Origin of the sequence: Kutzneria sp. CA-103260, from assembly GCF_018263855.1 — a bacterium.
Lineage (GTDB): Bacteria > Actinomycetota > Actinomycetes > Mycobacteriales > Pseudonocardiaceae > Kutzneria.
Window position 1 is genome coordinate 229,084 of sequence record NZ_CP073318.1, and the last position, 18,216, is coordinate 247,299.

At 70.4% G+C, this 18,216-nt stretch carries 8 protein-coding genes; 2 read left to right on the plus strand and 6 right to left on the minus strand.

Annotated features, from left to right (window positions below):
• Position 1: 1 nt before the first annotated feature.
• The 5 genes from JJ691_RS01035 to JJ691_RS01055 all read right to left on the minus strand — a co-directional run bounded on the left by JJ691_RS01035 (position 2) and on the right by JJ691_RS01055 (position 15,683).
• Positions 2–712: a thioesterase II family protein gene (locus tag JJ691_RS01035; protein ID WP_211766900.1), complete on the minus strand. Its 711-nt coding sequence runs from the start codon at positions 710–712 to the stop codon at positions 2–4.
• Positions 705–12,566 carry an amino acid adenylation domain-containing protein gene (locus JJ691_RS01040; protein WP_211766901.1) on the minus strand — a complete coding sequence of 3,954 codons (11,862 nt, stop codon included), beginning with the start codon at positions 12,564–12,566 and terminating at the stop codon, positions 705–707. Before JJ691_RS01040 ends, JJ691_RS01035 begins: the two co-directional genes overlap by 8 nt.
• Positions 12,567–12,605: 39 nt before the next feature.
• Positions 12,606–13,586, minus strand: coding sequence for a 2,3-diaminopropionate biosynthesis protein SbnA (gene sbnA, locus JJ691_RS01045; protein ID WP_211766902.1), 981 nt, complete (start codon positions 13,584–13,586; stop codon positions 12,606–12,608).
• A 23-nt stretch (positions 13,587–13,609) separates the two neighbouring features.
• A complete protein-coding gene (gene sbnB, locus JJ691_RS01050) occupies positions 13,610–14,653 on the minus strand; it encodes a 2,3-diaminopropionate biosynthesis protein SbnB (RefSeq protein WP_211766903.1) in 1,044 nt (347 codons plus the stop codon).
• A gap of 103 nt (positions 14,654–14,756) precedes the next feature.
• Positions 14,757–15,683 carry a TauD/TfdA family dioxygenase gene (locus JJ691_RS01055; RefSeq protein WP_211766904.1) on the minus strand — a complete coding sequence of 309 codons (927 nt, stop codon included), beginning with the start codon at positions 15,681–15,683 and terminating at the stop codon, positions 14,757–14,759.
• A 218-nt stretch (positions 15,684–15,901) separates the two neighbouring features.
• Here JJ691_RS01055 and JJ691_RS01060 point away from each other — a divergent pair, with 218 nt between their 5' ends.
• Complete coding sequence (locus JJ691_RS01060) at positions 15,902–16,858, plus strand: ATP-binding cassette domain-containing protein (protein ID WP_211766905.1); 957 nt, start codon at positions 15,902–15,904, stop codon at positions 16,856–16,858.
• A gap of 79 nt (positions 16,859–16,937) precedes the next feature.
• Positions 16,938–17,726 (plus strand): ABC transporter permease, encoded by a 789-nt coding sequence (locus JJ691_RS01065; protein ID WP_211766906.1) that lies wholly within the window; start codon positions 16,938–16,940, stop codon positions 17,724–17,726.
• Here the strand turns inward: JJ691_RS01065 and JJ691_RS01070 are convergent.
• Positions 17,705–18,214 carry a 2'-5' RNA ligase family protein gene (locus JJ691_RS01070; protein ID WP_211766907.1) on the minus strand — a complete coding sequence of 170 codons (510 nt, stop codon included), beginning with the start codon at positions 18,212–18,214 and terminating at the stop codon, positions 17,705–17,707. The two genes, JJ691_RS01065 and JJ691_RS01070, sit on opposite strands and share 22 nt — an antisense overlap.
• Positions 18,215–18,216: the final 2 nt, after the last annotated feature.

Below are 18,216 nucleotides of genomic sequence, written 5' to 3' on the forward strand. Positions count from 1 at the left end.
CTCAGACCCCTCGACCGACTGGCACGGAGGAGATGCGGCGCAGCAGGTCGAACAGCGACTCGGGGTCGTCGACCAGGTACATGTGGCCGCCGGGCAGGTCGACCACCTCGCAGTGGTCGACCGTGGCCACCTCCCACTGCTCGCTCTCCGCGCGGGACACGATGTGGTCGGTCGCGCCGCGGACCACGGTGATCGGCACCGGGATCGGCGTCAGGTCGCGGGCCAGGTACGCCTCGTGCAGCTCGACGTCCGCACGCAGGGCCGGCAGCACGATGTCGCGTAGGTCCCGGTCGGCCAGCGCCGGGTGGGTGTAGCCGGCCAGCTGCTCGACGCGGGCGACGAACTCGTCGTCGTTGAGGTCGGCAGCCTCGCGGGCCAGCGGCACGGTCGGGCCGGCCGAGCCGGAGACCACCAGGTGGCGCACCGGCACGAAGTCGACCAGCCGGCGGGCCACCTCGAAGGCCAGCACCGCGCCGAAGCTGTGGCCGAACAGGGACACCGTGTCGGTCGGGCCGAGCGAGCGGGCGATCTTGCCGGCCAGTTCGTCGGCGGCCTTGTCGATGTTCCGGTACAGCTCCTCGAGGAACAGCTCCTCGCGGCCCGGCAGCTGCACCGGGTGCAGCTCGAAGCCGAGGTCGCTGCTCGGCGTCCACGCCCGGTAGAAGGACGCGCCGCCGCCGGCATACGGGAAGCAGAACAGTTTGTCAGTCACGACCTGTCCCCATTTCCTGGACGAGAACTCGGGTGATGTCAGCCAGCGGCTCGGGCCGCAGCATGTCCTGGTGTTGGCAGTCGACCGGGTGCTCGTCGACCTGGTCGGCGAACGGCGACCAGTCGGCCGGGTCGCTCTCCCGCCCGGCCACGAAGTGCAGCATCCGGCCCTGGAACCGGCCCGGCCGGTGCTCGACCTGCAGCGTCACGTTGGCCCGCCAGGCGGCGACCACGTTCATCAGCTGGTCCTCGGTCAGTCCGGCCAGCGGGTTGTTGTCCTGCTTGAAGGTCTCCAGCACCCCGGCCGCGGTCGGGGCAGTCCCCGGCTCGTGACCGAAGAAGGCGAGGATCGCCCCCAGCAGCTCGGTGTCGCTGGGCAGCTCGCCGGCCTCCGGCACGGGGTGGCTGTCCAGGCTGGCCAGTAGGGCCACGGTTTCGCCAGCCTCCTGGAGTTGGCGCGCCATTTCGTGCGCCACCAGTCCGCCGAACGACCAGCCCAGCAGGTGGTACGGACCCTCCGGCTGCACCTTGCGCACCTGCTGGAGGTAGTCCGCGGCCATTTCCTCGATGCTGCCGGGAATCCCGTTCGGGTCGAGCAGGCCACGGGCCTGGAGGGTATAGACCGGGAACTCCTGGCCGAGGTGCGAAGTCAGGCCGATGTAGGACCAGCCGATGCAGCCGGACGGGTGCACGCAGAAGATCGGCTTGCGACTTCCCTTGACCCGCAACGGAAGCATCACCTCGAACGCGCCGAGCGAGCCATTGGCGCCGAGCCGGGCGGCCAGCCCGCTGACCGTCGGGGCCTCGAACATGTCCCGGATGGTCAGCGTCACGCCGAGCACCTTCTTCACGCGGCCGATGAGCCGGGCCGCGAGCAGCGAATGTCCGCCCAGGTCGAAGAAGCTGTCCTCGGCGCCCACGCTGTCCACCCCGAGCACCTCGGCGAACAGGCCGCCGAGGATCTCCTCCTGGGGCGTGCTCAGGGCCTTGGTCGAGGTGGCCGCGAACTCCGGGTCCGGCAGCGCGGCCCGGTCGAGCTTTCCGTTGGTGGTCAACGGCAGCGCGGCCAACGGCACGAAGGCGTTGGGCACCATGTAGTCCGGCAGCACGCCGGCCAGGTGGTCCCGTAGCGCGGTGGTGTCGACCGACTCGTCGGCCGGCACCACGTAGGCGATCAGGCTCTGCTCCCGGACGATCACCACCGCGCGGGCGACGTCGTCGCGGGCGGTCAGCACCGACTCGATCTCACCGAGTTCGATGCGGAAGCCCCGCAGCTTCACCTGACCGTCGGCCCGGCCCACGTACTCCAGGTTGCCGTCGGCCCGCCAGCGGGCCAGGTCGCCGGAGCGGTACATCCGGGCGCCGGCCGGACCGTATGGGTCGGCCACGAACCGTTGTGCGGTCAGCGCCGGCTGGCCCAGATAGCCCCGGGCCAGACCGCCACCGGCCAGGTAGAGCTCGCCGACCACACCCGCCGGCACCGGCCGCAGCAGGGCGTCCAGCACCAGCAGCCGGGCGTTGGCCTGCGGCTTGCCGATCGGCACCGGGCCGGCCGGCACGACCGTGCCCGGCTCGATCCGGTACTCCGAGCAGTTCACCGTGGCCTCGGTCGGGCCGTAGACGTTGAACACCGTCACGTCCGGGTGCGTGGCCCGGAACTCCGCCAGCGCCTCACCGGTCAGCGCCTCGCCACCGAGCAGGAGTTCCTTGCTGGGCGCGAACTGCGGCGGCAGGTTGGCCAGCAGTGGCAGGTGGCTCGGGGTGGCCTTCATGAAGGTCGCCGGGTTGGCCAGCACCGCCGGCGTGGTCGGGTCCTCCAGGCCGGACAGCACCACCTTGCCGCCGGACACCAGCGGCGTGATCAGCGCGGTGACCGTGAGGTCGAAGGACACGGGGGAGTGCACCAGCGCGGTGCCGGTCACCGCCCCGTAGGCCGTGGTGGTCCAGGCCAGGTAGTCGGTCACCGAGCGGTGTTCGACCACCACGCCCTTGGGCCGGCCGGTGGAACCCGAGGTGTAGATGACGTAGGCCGGGTCCCGCTGGTCGATCTCGATGCCGGGGTTGGCGTCCGAACGCTCGGACAGCTCGCAGCGGACCTTGGGGTCGGCCAGGAACTCCGGCGTCAGCGTGACCGCCGGCCGGGCGTCGCCGATCACGTACTGGATGCGGTCGGCCGGGTAGTCGGGGTCGATCGGCAGGTACGCGGCGCCGGTCTTGGCCACCGCCAGCAGCGACACGATCAGCTCGGTCGACCGTGGCATGATCAGCCCGACCAGTTGGCCGGCGCCCACGCCTCGGTCGATCAGCAGGTGCGCCAACCGGTTGGCCCGCTCGTTGAGCTCGGCGTAGCACAGCTCCTCGTCCTCGAACACCAACGCGATGGCGTCGGGGTTCTCGGTGACGGCCCGCTCGAACCGCTGCGGCATGGCGATCTGCTCGACCGCCCGCCCGGTGTCGTTCAGGTCGACCAGGATCGCCTGGCGCTCCTCGGCGGCAAGAATGTCCATTTGGGACAGCCGGGTGTCCGGCCCGGCGGCGATCGCCCGTAGCACCCGGGTCAGCCGCTCCCCGATGACCACGACCGATTCCGCGTCGTACAGGTCCGTGCTGTAGTCGATGGCGACCCGCAGCACGTCGCCCTCTTCGACGAACTCGAAGCGGAAGTCGTACTTGACCGTCCCGGTGCCGACCGGCTCCGGCGTCGCGGCCAGGCCGGCTAGCTCGCCGGCCGCCTCGGCGTTGTTCTGCAGCACCATCATCACCTGGAACAGCGGCGGGACGGAGCTGGAGCGCACCGGGTTGAGCACCTCGACCAGCCGCTCGAACGGCAGGTCCTGGTGGGCGTAGGCGGCCAGGTCGGCGTCCCGGACTCGGGCCAGCAGCTCCCGGAAGGTCGGGTTGCCGGCCAGGTCGGTGCGCAGCACCAGGGTGTTGATGAACATGCCGACCAGGTCGTCGAGCGCCTCGTCGGTGCGGCCGGCGACCGGCGTGCCCAGCGCGATGTCCGTGCCCGCCCCGAGTCCGTTCAGCAGGGTGGCCAAACCGGTCTGGAGCACCATGAACAGGCTCGTCCCGGTCTCCCGGGCCAGTTCGGCCAGCGCCTGGCGCAGCCGCGCGTCCAACTCGAAGCGGACGGTTTCGCCGCGGTAGCTGGCCACGGCCGGCCGGGGCCGGTCGGTGGGCAGCTCCAGCTGCTCCGGCAGGTCGGCCAGGGCGTGCTTCCAGAACGCCAGCTGGGTGGCCGCGAGGCTGTTCGGGTCGTTCTCGGACCCGAGCAGTTCCTGCTGCCACAGGGCGTAGTCCACGTACTGGACCGGCAGCGGCTCCCACTCCGGGGCCACGCCGTCGCGGCGGGCCGCGTAGGCCTGGGCGACGTCGCGGGCCAGCGGGGCCATCGACCAGCCGTCGCTGGCGATGTGGTGCGTGATCAGCACCAGCACGTGCTCGTCCGGGCCGATGATGAACAGCTCGGCGCGGATCGGCAGCTCGGTGGCCAGGTCGAAGCCCTTGGTGACGGCCTCGGCGATGGCCTTGTCCAAAGTGGACGAGTCGGTGGCCGAGACGGACAGCGTGGGCCGGACGTCTTCGAGGATCTGCTGGTACGGCTCGTCGTTGGTGGCGGGGAAGATGGTGCGCAGGCTCTCGTGCCGGGCGACCACGTCGGCCAGGGCCTGGTGCAGCGCCGCCCGCTCCAGCTCGCCGGTCAGCCGCAGCAGCACCGGGATGTTGTAGGTGGCGGTCTGGCCCTCCAGGCGGTTCTGGAACCACAGTCGCTGCTGGCCGCTGGACAGCGGGATCAGCTCCGGCCGCGGCCTGGGCGCCAGGGCCGGCCGCTCCCGGCCGCCGTCGCCCAGCCGCTCGGCCAGGCCGGCCACCGTGGGCGTGTCGAACATGTCCCGAATGGACAGTTCGGTGCCCAGGGTGCTGCGGATCCGGCTGATCAGGCGGGTCGCCAGCAGCGAGTGGCCGCCGAGGTCGAAGAAGCTGTCGTCGATGCTCACCGCCTCGACGCCCAGCACCTCGCCGAACAGCCCGCACAGCACCTCTTCGCGCGGGTTCCGCGGGGCGCGGCCGGTCGGCGCGGACGAGAAGTCCGGGGCCGGCAACGCCTTGCGGTCGACCTTGCCGTTGGCGGTCAGCGGCAGCGCGTCGAGCACCATGAACACCGCCGGCACCATGTAGTCCGGCAGCAGCGTCGCCGCGTCGGCCCGCACGGCCGCCGGGTCGACGTCGCCGACCACGTAGCCGACCAGTCGCTGCTGGCTGGCCGTGACGACCACGTCGGTCACGCCGTACAGCGAGCGCAGCGTGGCCTCGATCTCGCCGAGTTCGATGCGGTGGCCGCGGATCTTGACCTGGAAGTCCCGGCGCTCCAGGAACTCCAGCTGGCCGTCGGGGCGGTACACCACGCGGTCGCCGGTGCGGTACATGCGGCCGCCGTCGAACGGGTTGGGCACAAAGGTGATCGCGGTGCGGGCCGGATCGTGCAGATAACCCCGGCCGACGCCGACACCGCCGACGTACAGCTCACCGGGAACACCGACGGGCACCGGTTGCAGGATGTCGTTGAGCACGTACAGCTTGGTGTTGCGGACCGCCTTGCCGATGGCCACCCGGGACTGCGGCTGCCGGATGACGGCGTGCGTGACGTCGTCGGAGCATTCGGTGGGGCCGTAGGCGTTCATCAACGGGATAGCCGGGAAGCGCTCCAGCCAGCGGCCGGTCAGGTCGGCCGGCAGGGCTTCGCCGGTGACGACCAGCCAGCGCAGCTTGAGGTCAGGGATGGCGGCCCCCGCGTCCCAGGAGTCGATGGCCGCCCGCAGCAGCGAGGGCACGACCTCCAGGACCGTGACGTCCTTGATGCCGAACAACTTGGCCGGATCCATGGCGGTGTCGCGGGAGACGACCTTGACGTGCGCACCGACGATCAGGCCGGCCAGCATCTGCCAGACCGAGATGTCGAAGGTCAGGGGTGCGTTCTGGATCAGCAGATCCTGGTTGTCCAGGTTGAGGTCCTCGACCTTGGCCAGCAGGTGGTTGACCATGCCCTTGCGGTGCACCATCGCGCCCTTGGGCTTGCCGGTGCTGCCGGACGTGAAGATCACGTACGCCAGGTCGTGGTCAGACCCCTTGAGGGCGGCCAGATCCGTGTCCTGGGCGTCATCGAAGAACAGGACTTCCGCTTGGCCGGCGACCGCACGGGCCAGCTCGGCGTGCTCCGGGCCAGCGATGAGAATCTTGGCCCCGCTGTCCTCGATCAGACCGGCGGTACGAGTGATCGGTGCGGTCGGATCCAGTGGCACATAAGCGGAACCAGCACCGAGCACACCCAGAACCGCGGACACGAACTGGATTCCGGGATTGCCGAGCAGAGCCACCAGCTCGCCCTCGGGCAGCTTCTTGGCCACCGAGTTGGCCCGGCCCACGAGTTCCTTGTAGGTGATCTCACCGGAGTCGTCCGACAGGGCGACGGCGTCCGGCTTGGCCACGGCCACGCTGCGGATCCGCTCCACCACGCCGGCGAAGCCGCCCGGGCGGTCGGTGTCGTTCCAGTCCACCAGGACCTGGCGGCGCTCGTCCGCACCCAGCGCGTCGATGTCGCTTAGCCGCGCCCCGGCGTCGTCGGCCATGCCGGTCAGCACCCGGTCCAGCTGCTCGGTCATCCGCCGCACGGTCGACTCGTCGAACAGGTCGGTGGCGTACTTGACCAGCACGTCGAGCCCACCGTTGTCCTCCTCGATGAAGTCGAAGTGCAGGTCCACGTCGGCGGCCATGGTGGCCATCAGCTCGCTGGACGCCTCCAGGCCGGCCAGCTCGACACTGGCGGTGGCGTTGTTCTGCAGGATCATCACGACCTGGAACAGCGGCTGCCGGGACCGGGAGCGGGTCGGGTTCAGCACCTCGACCAGCCGCTCGAACGGCAGGTCCTGGTGGTTGAACGCGGCCAGGTCGGTGTCCCGGGTGCGGGCCACCAGCTCCCGTACGGTCGGGTCGCCGGACAGGTCGTTGCGCAGCACCAAGGTGTTCAGGAAGAAGCCGACCAGCTCGTCCAGGGCGTCGTCGGTGCGACCGGCGACCGGGCTGCCCAGCGGGATGTCGGTGCCGGCGCCGAGCTTGTTGAACAGCAACGCCAGACCGGCCTGCAACACCATGTACAGCGTGGCGTTGTTCTCCTTGGCCAGTGCCTCCAGCCGGCTGTGCAGATCGGCGCTCAGCGTGAAGCGGAGGCTGTCGCCCTCGTAGCTGGACACCGCCGGGCGCTGCCGGTCGGTCGGCAGGGCAAGCTCGTCGGGGATGTCGGCCAGCGTGGCCTTCCAGAACGCCAGCTGCTCCGAGATCAGGCTCTTGGGATCGTCCTCGCTGCCCAGCAGTTCCCGCTGCCACAGGGCGTAGTCCGCGTACTGCACCGGCAGTGGAGTCCACTGTGGAGTGTTGCCGTCGCGGCGGTCGGCGTAGGCGCGGGCCAGGTCGCGGGCCAGCGGCAGGGCCGACCAGCCGTCACACGCGATGTGGTGCGCCACCAGCAGAAGCACGTGCTCCCGGTCGCCCAGCCCGAACAGGTGGGCCCGCAGCGGCAGCTCGGTGGCCAGGTCGAAGCCGACGGAGATGGCCGCCCGCATCGCCTCCGGCAGCTCCGCCTCGCTGACCTGCCAGGTCGCCAGCTGCGGCACGTCGTCCCGGATGGTCTGCACCGGCTGGCCGTCCACCTCGGTGAACACCGTGCGCAGCACCTCGTGCCGCTCGGCGACGTCCCGCACCGCGGCGGCCAGCGCCGCCCGGTCGAGTTCGCCCTTGAGCCGCAGGGCAACCGGCACGTTGTAGGTGGCGGACTCGCCCTCCAGCCGGTTGAGGAACCACATCCGCTGCTGCCCGAAGGAAACCGGCAGCTGCGCCGGCCGCTCACCGGCGGTCAGCGCGAGCCGGGTCCGGCCGCGGTCGCCGATCCGGGCCGCCAGCGCGGCCGGGGTCTGGGCCTCGAACACGTCCCGGACCACGACCTCGATGTTCAGCTCGGACCGCACCCGGCTGGCCAGCCGGGTCGCTTTCAGCGACTGCCCGCCGGACTCGAAGAAGTTGTCCTCGACGCCGATCTCGTCCTTGTCCAGGATCTCGGCGAACAGCCGGCACAGCACGCGTTCCCGCTCGGTGCTCGGCTCCCGCCTCGCCACCGGCGCTTCCGGCTCCGGCTCCGGGGCCTGCTCGATGACGGCCTTCTTCTCCACCAGGCCAAGGCGTTCGATCTCGCCGGCGTTGGTCCAGCGGACCAGCGAACCGGTCTTGATCAGCCAGGTGTCGGCGTCGACCAGCGGGCTGACCACGAAGCCCATCGCCGCCGGGTCGATGCCGGGCACCGCCGGGCTGGCCATGTGCAGCTCGCCCGGCACGCCGGTCGGCACCGGCCGCATGTGCTCGTCCAGCACGAAGGTGCGGGCCGCCCGCCACGCGTCGAGCAGCTTGGCCCGCTCGGCGTCGTCGAGCAGGTCGATCAGCCCCAGCGTGGTGTCCACATCCGCGACCACGCCGGCGAAGATCCGGCCCAGCATCGCGGCCATCCGCTCGGCCGTCTCGCGGTCGAACAGGTCGGTGGCGTACTCCAGATGCAGGCCGATGCCGTCGGCGTGCTCGGTGAACTCGAAGTTGAGGTCGAACTTGGCGGTGCCGGTGGTGGCCAACCGGAACTCCGCCGCCAGGCCGTCCATGGCCAGCGTGCCCGGGTCGTGGTTCTGGTAGGCCATGACCACCTGGAACAGCGGGGCCTTGGTCAGGTCGCGGACCGGGGCCACCAGCTCCACCAGCCGCTCGAACGGCACGTCCTGGTTGGCGTACGCGCCGAGGTTGCCGTCGCGGGTGCGGGCCAGCAGCTCCCGGAAGCTCGGGTCGCCGGACAGGTCGCTGCGCAGCAGCAGGGTGTTGATGAACAGGCCGACCAGGTCGTCCAGCGCCTCGTCGGTGCGGCCGGCGATCGGCGTGCCGAGCAGGATGTCCTCGCCGCCGCCCAGCCGGTGCAGCAGCGTGGCCAGGCCGGCCTGCACGATCATGAACACGCTGGTGCCGGTCTCCCGGGCCAGCTCGCCCATGCGCCGCAACAGATCCGCGTCGTACTCGATGTTGATCGCGTCGCCCTGGTGGGTGGCGAAGGCCGGGCGCGGCCGGTCCGTGGGCAGCGGCGGGGTGTCCGGCAGGTCCTTGAGCTCGTCCATCCAGAACTCGACCTGCTGGGCCATACGGCTGTTCGGGTCCGACTCGTCGCCGAGCAGCGCCCGCTGCCAGAGCGTGTAGTCGATGTACTGCACGGTCAGCGGCGCGACCTGCGGCGCACGGCCGTCGCGGCGCGCGTTGTAGGCGCGGGCCAGGTCGCGCTTGAGCGGGGCGGTCGACCAGCCGTCGCCGGCGATGTGGTGCATGGAGATCACCAGCACGTGCTCGGTCTCGGCCACGGCGAACAGACGCGCCCGCACCGGCGGCTCGTGCTCGACGTCGAACGGCTGCCCGATGTACTCAGCGATGGCCGCGTCCAGGCTCTCGGCTGTGACGTCCACAATGGACAGACCGGGGTACACCTCGTCGACCGGCTTCACCACCTGGTACGGCGTGTAGTCGACCTCGGGGAACACCGTGCGCAGGGCCTCGTGCCGGTCGATCAGATCCCGCACCGCGGCGTCCAGCGCGGCCCGGTCCAGGTCACCGGTCAGGCGGATCATGCCCGGCACGTTGTACGTGGCGTTCGGGCCTTCCAGCCGGTTGAGGAACCAGAGCCGCTGCTGGCCGCTGGACAGCGGGATCAGCGCCGGGCGCTCGGCGGTGACCAGCGGCGGGCGGACGCCGTCGACGTCGGTCAGCTGCTCGTCCAGCTCGGCCACGGTGGGCGCGTCGAACAGCTGGCGCAGCGACATCTCCACGCCCAGCGCCGACCGGATCCGGCCGATCAGCCGGGTGGCGATCAGCGAGTGTCCGCCCAGGTCGAAGAAGCTGTCGTCGACGCCGACCGCGGGCAGGTCCAGCACCTCGGCGAACAGGCCACAGAGGATCTCCTGGCGCGGCGTGCGGGCCGCCCGGGACGGGGCCAGCTCGGCGAAGTCCGGTGCCGGCAACGCCTTGCGGTCGACCTTGCCGTTGGCGGTCAGCGGCAGCGCGTCCAGCGTCACGTAGACCGAGGGGACCATGTAGTCCGGCAGCAGGTCCTTGACGGCGGCGGTCTCGCCGACGCCGACCACGTAGGCCACCAGGCGCTGGCCGACCACCGCGACCGCGACGTCGGTGATGCCGTCCAGGGAACGGATTGCCGACTCGATCTCGCCGAGCTCGATGCGGTGGCCGCGGATCTTGACCTGGAAGTCCCGGCGCTCCAGGAACTCCAGTTGGCCGTCGGGGCGGTAGACGACGCGGTCACCGGTGCGGTACATGCGGCCGACGTTGAACGGATCGGGCACGAACGTCGTGGCCGTGCGGGCCGGGTTGTTGAGGTAGCCGCGGCCGACGCCGATGCCGCCGACGTACAGCTCGCCCGGCACGCCGACCGGCACCGGCTGGAGCATGTCGTTGAGCACGTACAGCTTGGTGTTGCGGACGATCCGCCCGATCGGCGTGCGCAGACCGTCGGCGTCGGCGGCGGTGCGGATCACCGCGTGCGTGACGTCGTCGGAGCATTCGGTGGGGCCGTAGGCGTTCATCAACGGGATGGCCGGGAAGCGCTCCAGCCAGCGGACGCAGAGGTCCGGCGGCAGGGCCTCGCCGGTGACGACCAGCCAGCGCAGCTTGAGCTCGGGGATGGCGGCCCCGGCGTCCCAGGAGTCCAGGGTCGTGCGCAGCAGGGACGGCACGACTTCCAGGATGGTGACGTCCTTGAGGCCGAACAGTTCCGCCGGGTCCATGGCGGTGTCGCGGCTGACCACCTTGACGTGCGCGCCGACGATGAGGCCGGCCAGCATCTGCCAAACGGAGATGTCGAAGGTCAGCGGCGCGTTCTGGATCAGGAGGTCGTTCGAGGTGAGTTCGAGGTCTTCGACCTTGGCCAGCAGGTGGTTGACCATGCCCTTGCGGTGCACCATCGCGCCCTTGGGCTTGCCGGTGCTGCCGGACGTGAAGATCACGTAGGCCAGGTCGTGGTCGGTTCCCTTGAGCGGAGCCAGGTCCGCGTCCTGGGCGTCATCGAAGAACAGGACTTCCGCTTGACCGGCGACTTCCCGGGCCAGGGCTTCGTGTTCGCGGCCGGCGATGAGGATCTTGGCCCCGCTGTCCTCGATCAGGCCGGCGGTACGAGTGACCGGCGCGGCCGGGTCCAGTGGCACATAAGCGGAACCCGAGCCGAGCACACCGAGAACCGTGGACACGAACTGGATTCCGGGGTTGCCAAGCAAGGCCACGAGCTCACCGGCCGGCAGCTTCTTGGCCACGGCGTTGGCCCGGGACACCAGCTCCCGGTAGGTGATCGTGCCGGAATCATCGGACAGGGCAACGGAGTCCGGGTTCGCGGCACGAACCCGCTCAACGACACCCTCGAAGCCGCCGGGACGCTCGGAGGCGTTCCAGTCCACCATGACCTGCCGGCGCTCGTCGGCGGCCAACACCTCGATCCGCGCCAGCGGCAGATCGGCCGGCGCGGCGGTGAAGGCGTCGAGGAAGGCCATGAACCGGGCCAGGTGGCCCTCCAGCTCGGCGATCTCGTACAGGTCGGTGTTGGCGTCGAAGTGCACGCCCAGACCACCGGTCTCGGTGTCGTGCACGGTGATCGTGAGATCGTCGCTGGGCGCGGTCGACAGGTTCGTGGTGGTGACCGTGCAGTCGCCGAAGCGCATCTCCTCCACGAAGGACGCCACGTTCAGCTCCGGCCCGAACGGCCGGCGGTCATCGGGGGCCAGGCCCATCAGCGGACGGATCTCGCGGCCGCGGAAACGCTGGTGCTTCAACGCCAGGCCGACCTCGCGGGAGGCGTTGGCCAGCAGCTCCTCACGGCTGTGCGCCGGGCGGATGGCCAGCGCCAGCGGCACCACGTTGGCCCGCATGCCCGGGATCTTCTTGGTGGTGGGGGAGGTTCGCCCGGTCACCGGCAGCGACAGCACGGCCTCGGCGGCGCCGGTGATCCGCTGCACGTAGGCGGACGTCGCGGCGATCACGTAGGCCGGCCACGCGGCCCGGGACTCCCAGGCCACCGCCTTCATCCGGGCTGCGGTGTCGGCGTCCAGATAAGCGCTGCGGCGCACGAAGTCCCGCACCGGGACGGCCGGCTTGCCCGACATGCTGGGCAGTTCCACGCCGTCGGCGAAGCGACCGGCCCAGCCGTCGCGGTCCTTGGCGAAGTGCTTGGACTCGCGGTAGGCCAGCTCGTCCTCGACCAGCGTGGCCACCGGCTTGAACGCGTTGTCCTCGAAGGACTCCCCGCGCTGCATGGCGTTGTAGACCTCGGCCACGCGGCGCAGCACCAGCGCCTCGCTGTAGCCGTCGAGCAGCAGGTGGTGGGCCCGCTGGTAGAGCATCGCCCGCGACGAGCCCACCTTCAGCAGGGCGAACGTGAACAGCCGCGGCGAATCCACCGGGACGGCGGTGCCGACGTCGGCGCGCATCCACGCCAGCGCCGCCGCCTCCGGGTCGGACTCACCGGTGAGGTCCAGGACCGGGAACTCCCAGTCGGGGCAGGGGCAAACGGTCTGTCGAGGCTGGTCGCCGCTGTCGTCGAACCGGACGCGCAGGCACTCCGCCTCGTCCACGGTCCGCCGCAGCGCCCGCTCCAGCAGGACGGCGTCGAGCTCGCCGTCGATCGTGTAGTACTCGGCGATGTTCCAGATCGGGTTGCCCGGATCGAGCTGCTGGGCGTACCAGACCTCGGCCTGGGCCGCCGACAGCGGCAAACCAGTCATGTCAGCTAACTCCTCGACAGGCGTGAATGCTTGCGGGCCTTACGCGACCGGCTCGTAGCGGTCCTCGGCGAGCACGTCGTCGCCGTAGATGTCCCGCAGCCAGTTCTCCTGGTAGACCGTGTCCAGGTAGCGCTCGCCCAGGTCCGGGGAGATCGCCACCGTCGTCAGTTCGTGACCGGGGTCGTGCAGCTGCAGCCAGCGCAGCGCGCCGCTGACCACGGTCCCGGTCGACCCGCCGAACAGGAAACCCCGGTTGGCGAGCCGGTGGCACATCCGGACGGTGTCCGGCTCGGCCACGTGCATCACGTCGTCCACAAAGGACTCGTCCAGCTGGGCCGGCCGCACGCTGGTGCCCAGGCCCGGGATCATGCGCCGGCTGGGCGGGCCGCCGAAGGTCACCGACCCGATGCTGTCCACCGCCACCAGCCGCACCTTCGGCGCGAACTCCCGGAACCAGCGGGCGCAGCCCATCAGCGTGCCGGTGGTGCCGGCGCCGACGAAAAGCACGTCCAGCTCAGGGAAACGGCGGCTGATGGCCGGCGCGGTCCGCCGGTAGTGGGCCCGCCAGTTGTTGGGATTGGCGTACTGGTTGAGCCACACGTAACGGCTGTCCGACGCGCACATCCCGCTGACGTAGGAGATGCGCGCGCCGAGGAAGCCGCCGACCGGGTCCGGCTCGGTGATCGTGTGCACCTGGCTGCCCAGCGACTCCATCAGCCGCCTGGTGGCCAGGTTGCACCGGGAGTCGGTGACACAGACGAACTTGTAGCCCTTGCTGGCCGCGATCATGCTCAGCGCGATGCCCAGGTTGCCCGAGGACGACTCGATGAGCACGGAGTTCCGGTCCAGCGAGCCGCTGCGCTCGGCCGCGGCGACCATCTCGGCCGCCGCCTTGAGCTTGACCGAGCCGGCGAAGTTGAACGCCTCGCACTTGAGGTAGAGCGACCGGCCGAGCAGCCCCTCCAGATCGACGTAGAGGTCGTCGACGTGGAATTCCTGTGGAGCGGAGATGATTGGCACGTCGTACTCCTGTTCTCGAGCCCTCAGCGCTTGCCGTAGCGCGTCAGCTCGTGGAAGAAGCCGTCAACCACGGCGAGTCCGCCCTGGCGGACGACCTCGTCGTAGACGTACTTGCCGACGGCGAGGTCAAGCACGCCGAGCCCGAACGGGGAGAACACGACGGGCCGGTCGGTGGGCACCCGCTTGGCGCCGGTCATCACCTCGTACAGGGTGGCGTCGATGAAGTCGCGGTTGCCGGTCTGCTGCTCGGCCAGGTGCGGCGAGGTGTTGGCCTTCAGGCAGTGGTCCACGTCGTCGAGCACGTTGGCGCTGCCCAGGATGATCTCCGGCGCGAGGTCGCGCAGCGACACGTGCAGCACCAACGGGTTGTGCGAGAACCAGTCCAGCTCGGTGACGTGCGGCGTGCCGGCGATGGTCGCGAACACCACCAGGTCGCTGGACCGGATCAGGTCCTCGGCGTTGTCGTGGATGGTGATGCGCGCGCCGGTGTCGCCGGCCTCCAGGTACTCCTTGAAGCCGCCGGCGTGGGCCCGCGACAGGTCGTGCACGCCGATCTCGTCGAAGCTCCAGCCGGTGCCGGCCAGATAGGTGTGGATGTACCGGGCGATCAGGCCGACTCCGAAGAAGCCCACCCGCAGCGGCCGGCCGCCCGGGCGCTCCCGGGACAGCCAGTCAGCGGCCAGCGCGGCCGAGGCGGCGGTGCGGGCGGCGGAGATGATGGAGCTCTCCAGGCAGGCGAACGGGTAGCCGGTGTCGTGGTCGTTGAGGATCAGCACGGCCGACGCCCTCGGCAGCCCCGAGGCCACGTTCTCCGGGAAGCTGGAAATCCATTTGAGGCCGTCCACCCGGTTGTCCCCGCCGAGCGAGGCCGGCAGCGCGATGATGCGCGAGGTCGGCCGGTCCGGGAACGTGAGGAAATACGACGGCGGGTTCACGGTGTCGCGCTGGCCGTGCACCCGGTATGCGGCGTCCACCAGGTCGACCACCTGCTTCTCGTGCCCGCCCAGCGCCTCGTTCACCTGCGCGCCGGAAATAACCGAGAAAGTTGGTACCGCCTTACCGGACATGAACGACTCCCTAATTCACAGTAAATGCGATTCGTGGTGGAGAGTTCGCCCACCCGAATCGACTCTATCGGGCGCTGCCTAGGTCAACGACTAGTCTGGTGAATTACGACATCGCCACGAGCACGCGGCGCGGGCCGCTGAAAGGACGCCGCCCGTGGCCGACCGCAACATTGTCGATGAGCATGAGGTCGCCGGCGTGCCAGTCGACGTTCACCGCGACGTCCAGGCCCCGGTCGCGGACCTGGATGACATCGGCCGCCGGAATGGGCGAGCCGTCGGCGAAACTGACCGTCTGCGGCATCTCGTCCTCGGCCAGAATCTCCAGCATCGCCTCGGCCGTCTCCCGGTCCAGCGCCTCCACGTGCCACTGGTCGGCCTGGTTGAACCAGACCAGCTCGCCGGTGACGGGGTGCTCGGTGACCGCCCGGCGGTGCTGGGTGATGCGCAGGCCGCCGTCGGCCTTCCACTCCCAGTCCGCCTCGTTGCCGGCCAGGAACTCCTCGACCTGGTCCCGGTCCTCGGTCTCGAAGGTCGCCTGCCAGCTCTTGCCGAAGCCCACCCCGCTGTGCAGGTTCTGGGTGTAGCGCACGCCCGGCAGGAAGCGCTCGCGCACCTCGTCGTCCAGCGCGGCCAGCCACGCCGTGCCGTCCACCACCGGGGTGGCGCCGCCCGTGGTCGGCGCGACCGCGCAGTAGAAGAAAAGGCGCGACGGCCACTGGTGGGCGTACGACATCTCATTGTGCATCGAAATGGTGAACTCCGGCGGATATTCGGTCGACGTGTAGACGTTCTCGCCGACCTTGGTCCGTGGGGTGTTTCCGTGCACGTAGGCCAGCCGGTCCGGGAGCACCAGGTCCAGCACCCCGGCCAGGCCGTTCTCGGGGACGTGGAAACCGCGGAAGACAAGCGCCTTGGCCTCGACGAGCTGCTTGTCGAGCGTGGCATTCGAACGCAGGTGGTCGAGCAGGCCATCGACGCTCGGCTCCGCGCCGATGTCGCCCGGCCGAATCTCCGTCGGCGCCCAGGTCATCTGTGTCACCCTTCAGCAGGTCACCGCGGACGGGCAGGGCCGATCCCGGCGAGTAAAGAAAGCGGACGGTGCCGCGGGACAGTTCTCCTCCGGCGGCAGAACGCTATGTCCCCCCTCGCTGGCGTACCGCCAGTCTCGCTGGCTCTCGGCCAGCGCCGCGTTTGGTTGCATAAGCGTCGAGAAGAACTGGACTCGTCGAGGCGGAGTAGGGCGGACTGGTGGACGCTGCGATCGAAGCCGAAGGGCTGCGCAAGAGCTATCGCAATCACGAGGCGCTGCGCGGGATCGACCTGACGGTGCCGGCCGGGACCGTGCTCGGGGTGCTCGGCCCCAACGGCGCCGGCAAGACCACGACCGTGCGGATCCTGGCCACCCTGGTGCGCCCGGACGCCGGACGGGCGGTGGTGGCCGGGGCCGACGTGGTCCGGGAACCCAAGCTGGTGCGCGGCCGGATCGGCCTGGCCGGCCAGTACGCGGCCGTGGACGAGCAGCTGACCGGGCGGGAGAACCTGGTGCTGCTGGGCACTTTGCTGCGGCTGGGCCGGGCCGGCGCCCGGCGGCGGGCGGTGGAGTTGCTGGAGGAGTTCGAGCTCACCTATGCCGCCGACCGGCTCGTGAAGACCTATTCCGGCGGTATGCGGCGGCGTCTGGACCTGGCCGCCTGCCTGGTTGTGTCGCCGCCCGTGCTGTTCCTGGACGAGCCCACCACCGGCCTCGACCCGACCAGCCGGGCCACCCTGTGGCGGATGATCCGCCAGCAGGTCGCCGCCGGCGTCACCGTGCTGCTGACCACGCAGTATCTGGAGGAGGCCGACCAGTTGGCCAACCGGATCGCCGTCATCGACCACGGCAAGGTCATCGCCGAGGGCACCCCCGACGAGCTCAAGCGCCGCGTCGGCGGCGAGTGGCTGGAGGTGTCCCTGGCTTCCCCCAGCGATGTTCCGGCCGCGGTCGCCGCCCTGTCCGCCGGCGCCGAGGGGCCGCCCCAGATCAGCGAGGACTACCGGGTCGTCTCGGTGCGGCTGCCCGAGGGCATGGCCGCCATCGCCGCCGCCGCGTCCGCTTTGGACGTCGCGGGCGTGCGGGTCGACGACTTCGCCCTGCGCCGCCCCTCCCTCGACGACGTCTTCCGCGACCTGACCGGCCAACCCAGCTCGGCCGTCAGCCCGGTCTGAGCTGACGGTTCGGCTCCGGCCAGCCCAGTTCGGCCGCCCGCCCGGTCTGACCCAGACCGCGTGACCGATTGGAGTTTCGATGACCGGCGCCCTCGGCGACGTCGCGGCGATGATCCATCGCCACTTCCTGCACCTGCGCCGCACCCCGACCCGGGTGCTCGGCGTGACCCTCACCCCGGTGACGATGGTGCTGGTGCTCGGCTACATGCTCAACAAGGCCATCACCGTTCGTGGCAACGGGGATTACCTCGACTACATGATGGCGGGCGTCGGCGCGCAGGTCGCCCTGGCCTGTGTCGGCGGCATCGCCATCGGCACTGCCACCAGCCTGCGCAACGGCCTGATCGACCGGTTCCGCTCGCTGCCCACCGCCCGTGCGTCGATCCTCGTCGCCCACACTGTGTCCGACCTGGCCCTCGCCGCCATCGGCATGGCCATCGCCTCCATCGTCGGCGTGCTGCTCGGCTGGCGGCCCCATGTCTCGGCCGTGGCCCTGCTGACCGGTTTCGCTGTGCTGCTGGTCTTCGCCTACGTCATGCTGTGGCTCGGTGTGCTGCTGGGCCTGTCCGTCCGCAGCCCCGAGGCTCTCGGCGCGCTGGCCGGCCTGATCCTGGTCGGAGGTTCCTTCCTGTCCAACGCCTTCGTGCCGCTGGACGGCCTGCCCGACTGGCTGCGCACCATCGCCGAGTGGAGCCCCATATCCGCCGTCGTGGCCACCTGCCGTTCGCTGTGGAGCGGGCCTTCGTCCCTTGTGGACGGTAGCTTCCCCAGCACCCACCCGATGGCCACCGCGATCATCATGTTGGCCGTCATCGCCGCGATCACCGTGCCGCTGAGCATCCGGGCCTACCGCACCGCCGGCACCTGATCCGAGCCGCCGAACGGACAGCGGGCCGCGACCTGCCAGCCGTTCTCGTAGGTGAGCAACCACAACTGGCTCAACCGAGCCTCGACGGGCGACGCCATCGCTGCGATGGCGTCGCCTTCGTCGTCGGAGACCCCCATCGCCAACGTCAGATGCGCCTCCGGCGTGGGGCCGAACCTGCCGCCGTAGGGCAGCACTTCCGGCCAATGGCTCCGAACCTCTGATGTCAGCGGCCCCAACGCATCCGCCGTCAACGCCACGAACCCCGGCTCCCGCACCACCCGATCCAGCACCACGTCGATCGGCGTCAGCGCGGCGGCGACGGCCGCCACCTGATCCGGCGTCGCCGTCGCCGTGAACGGATACAGCATCGTCACGTGGCCAATGTCCCCCTCCCGCACCGCCTTCGGGAAGGCCGCGGCGACCCGCGCCAGCAGCGCTGCGGCCGCCGGCACCGGAATGATCAGGGCGGAGTCACCGTTCTCGGGCACAG

Coding starts and splice junctions, on each gene's coding strand:
- sbnB (WP_211766903.1), bottom strand. CDS start 14,653: ATGTCCGGTAAGGCGGTACCAACTTTCTCGGTTATTTCCGGCGCGCAG.
- JJ691_RS01040 (WP_211766901.1), bottom strand. CDS start 12,566: ATGACTGGTTTGCCGCTGTCGGCGGCCCAGGCCGAGGTCTGGTACGCC.
- JJ691_RS01055 (WP_211766904.1), bottom strand. CDS start 15,683: ATGACCTGGGCGCCGACGGAGATTCGGCCGGGCGACATCGGCGCGGAG.
- JJ691_RS01065 (WP_211766906.1), top strand. CDS start 16,938: ATGACCGGCGCCCTCGGCGACGTCGCGGCGATGATCCATCGCCACTTC.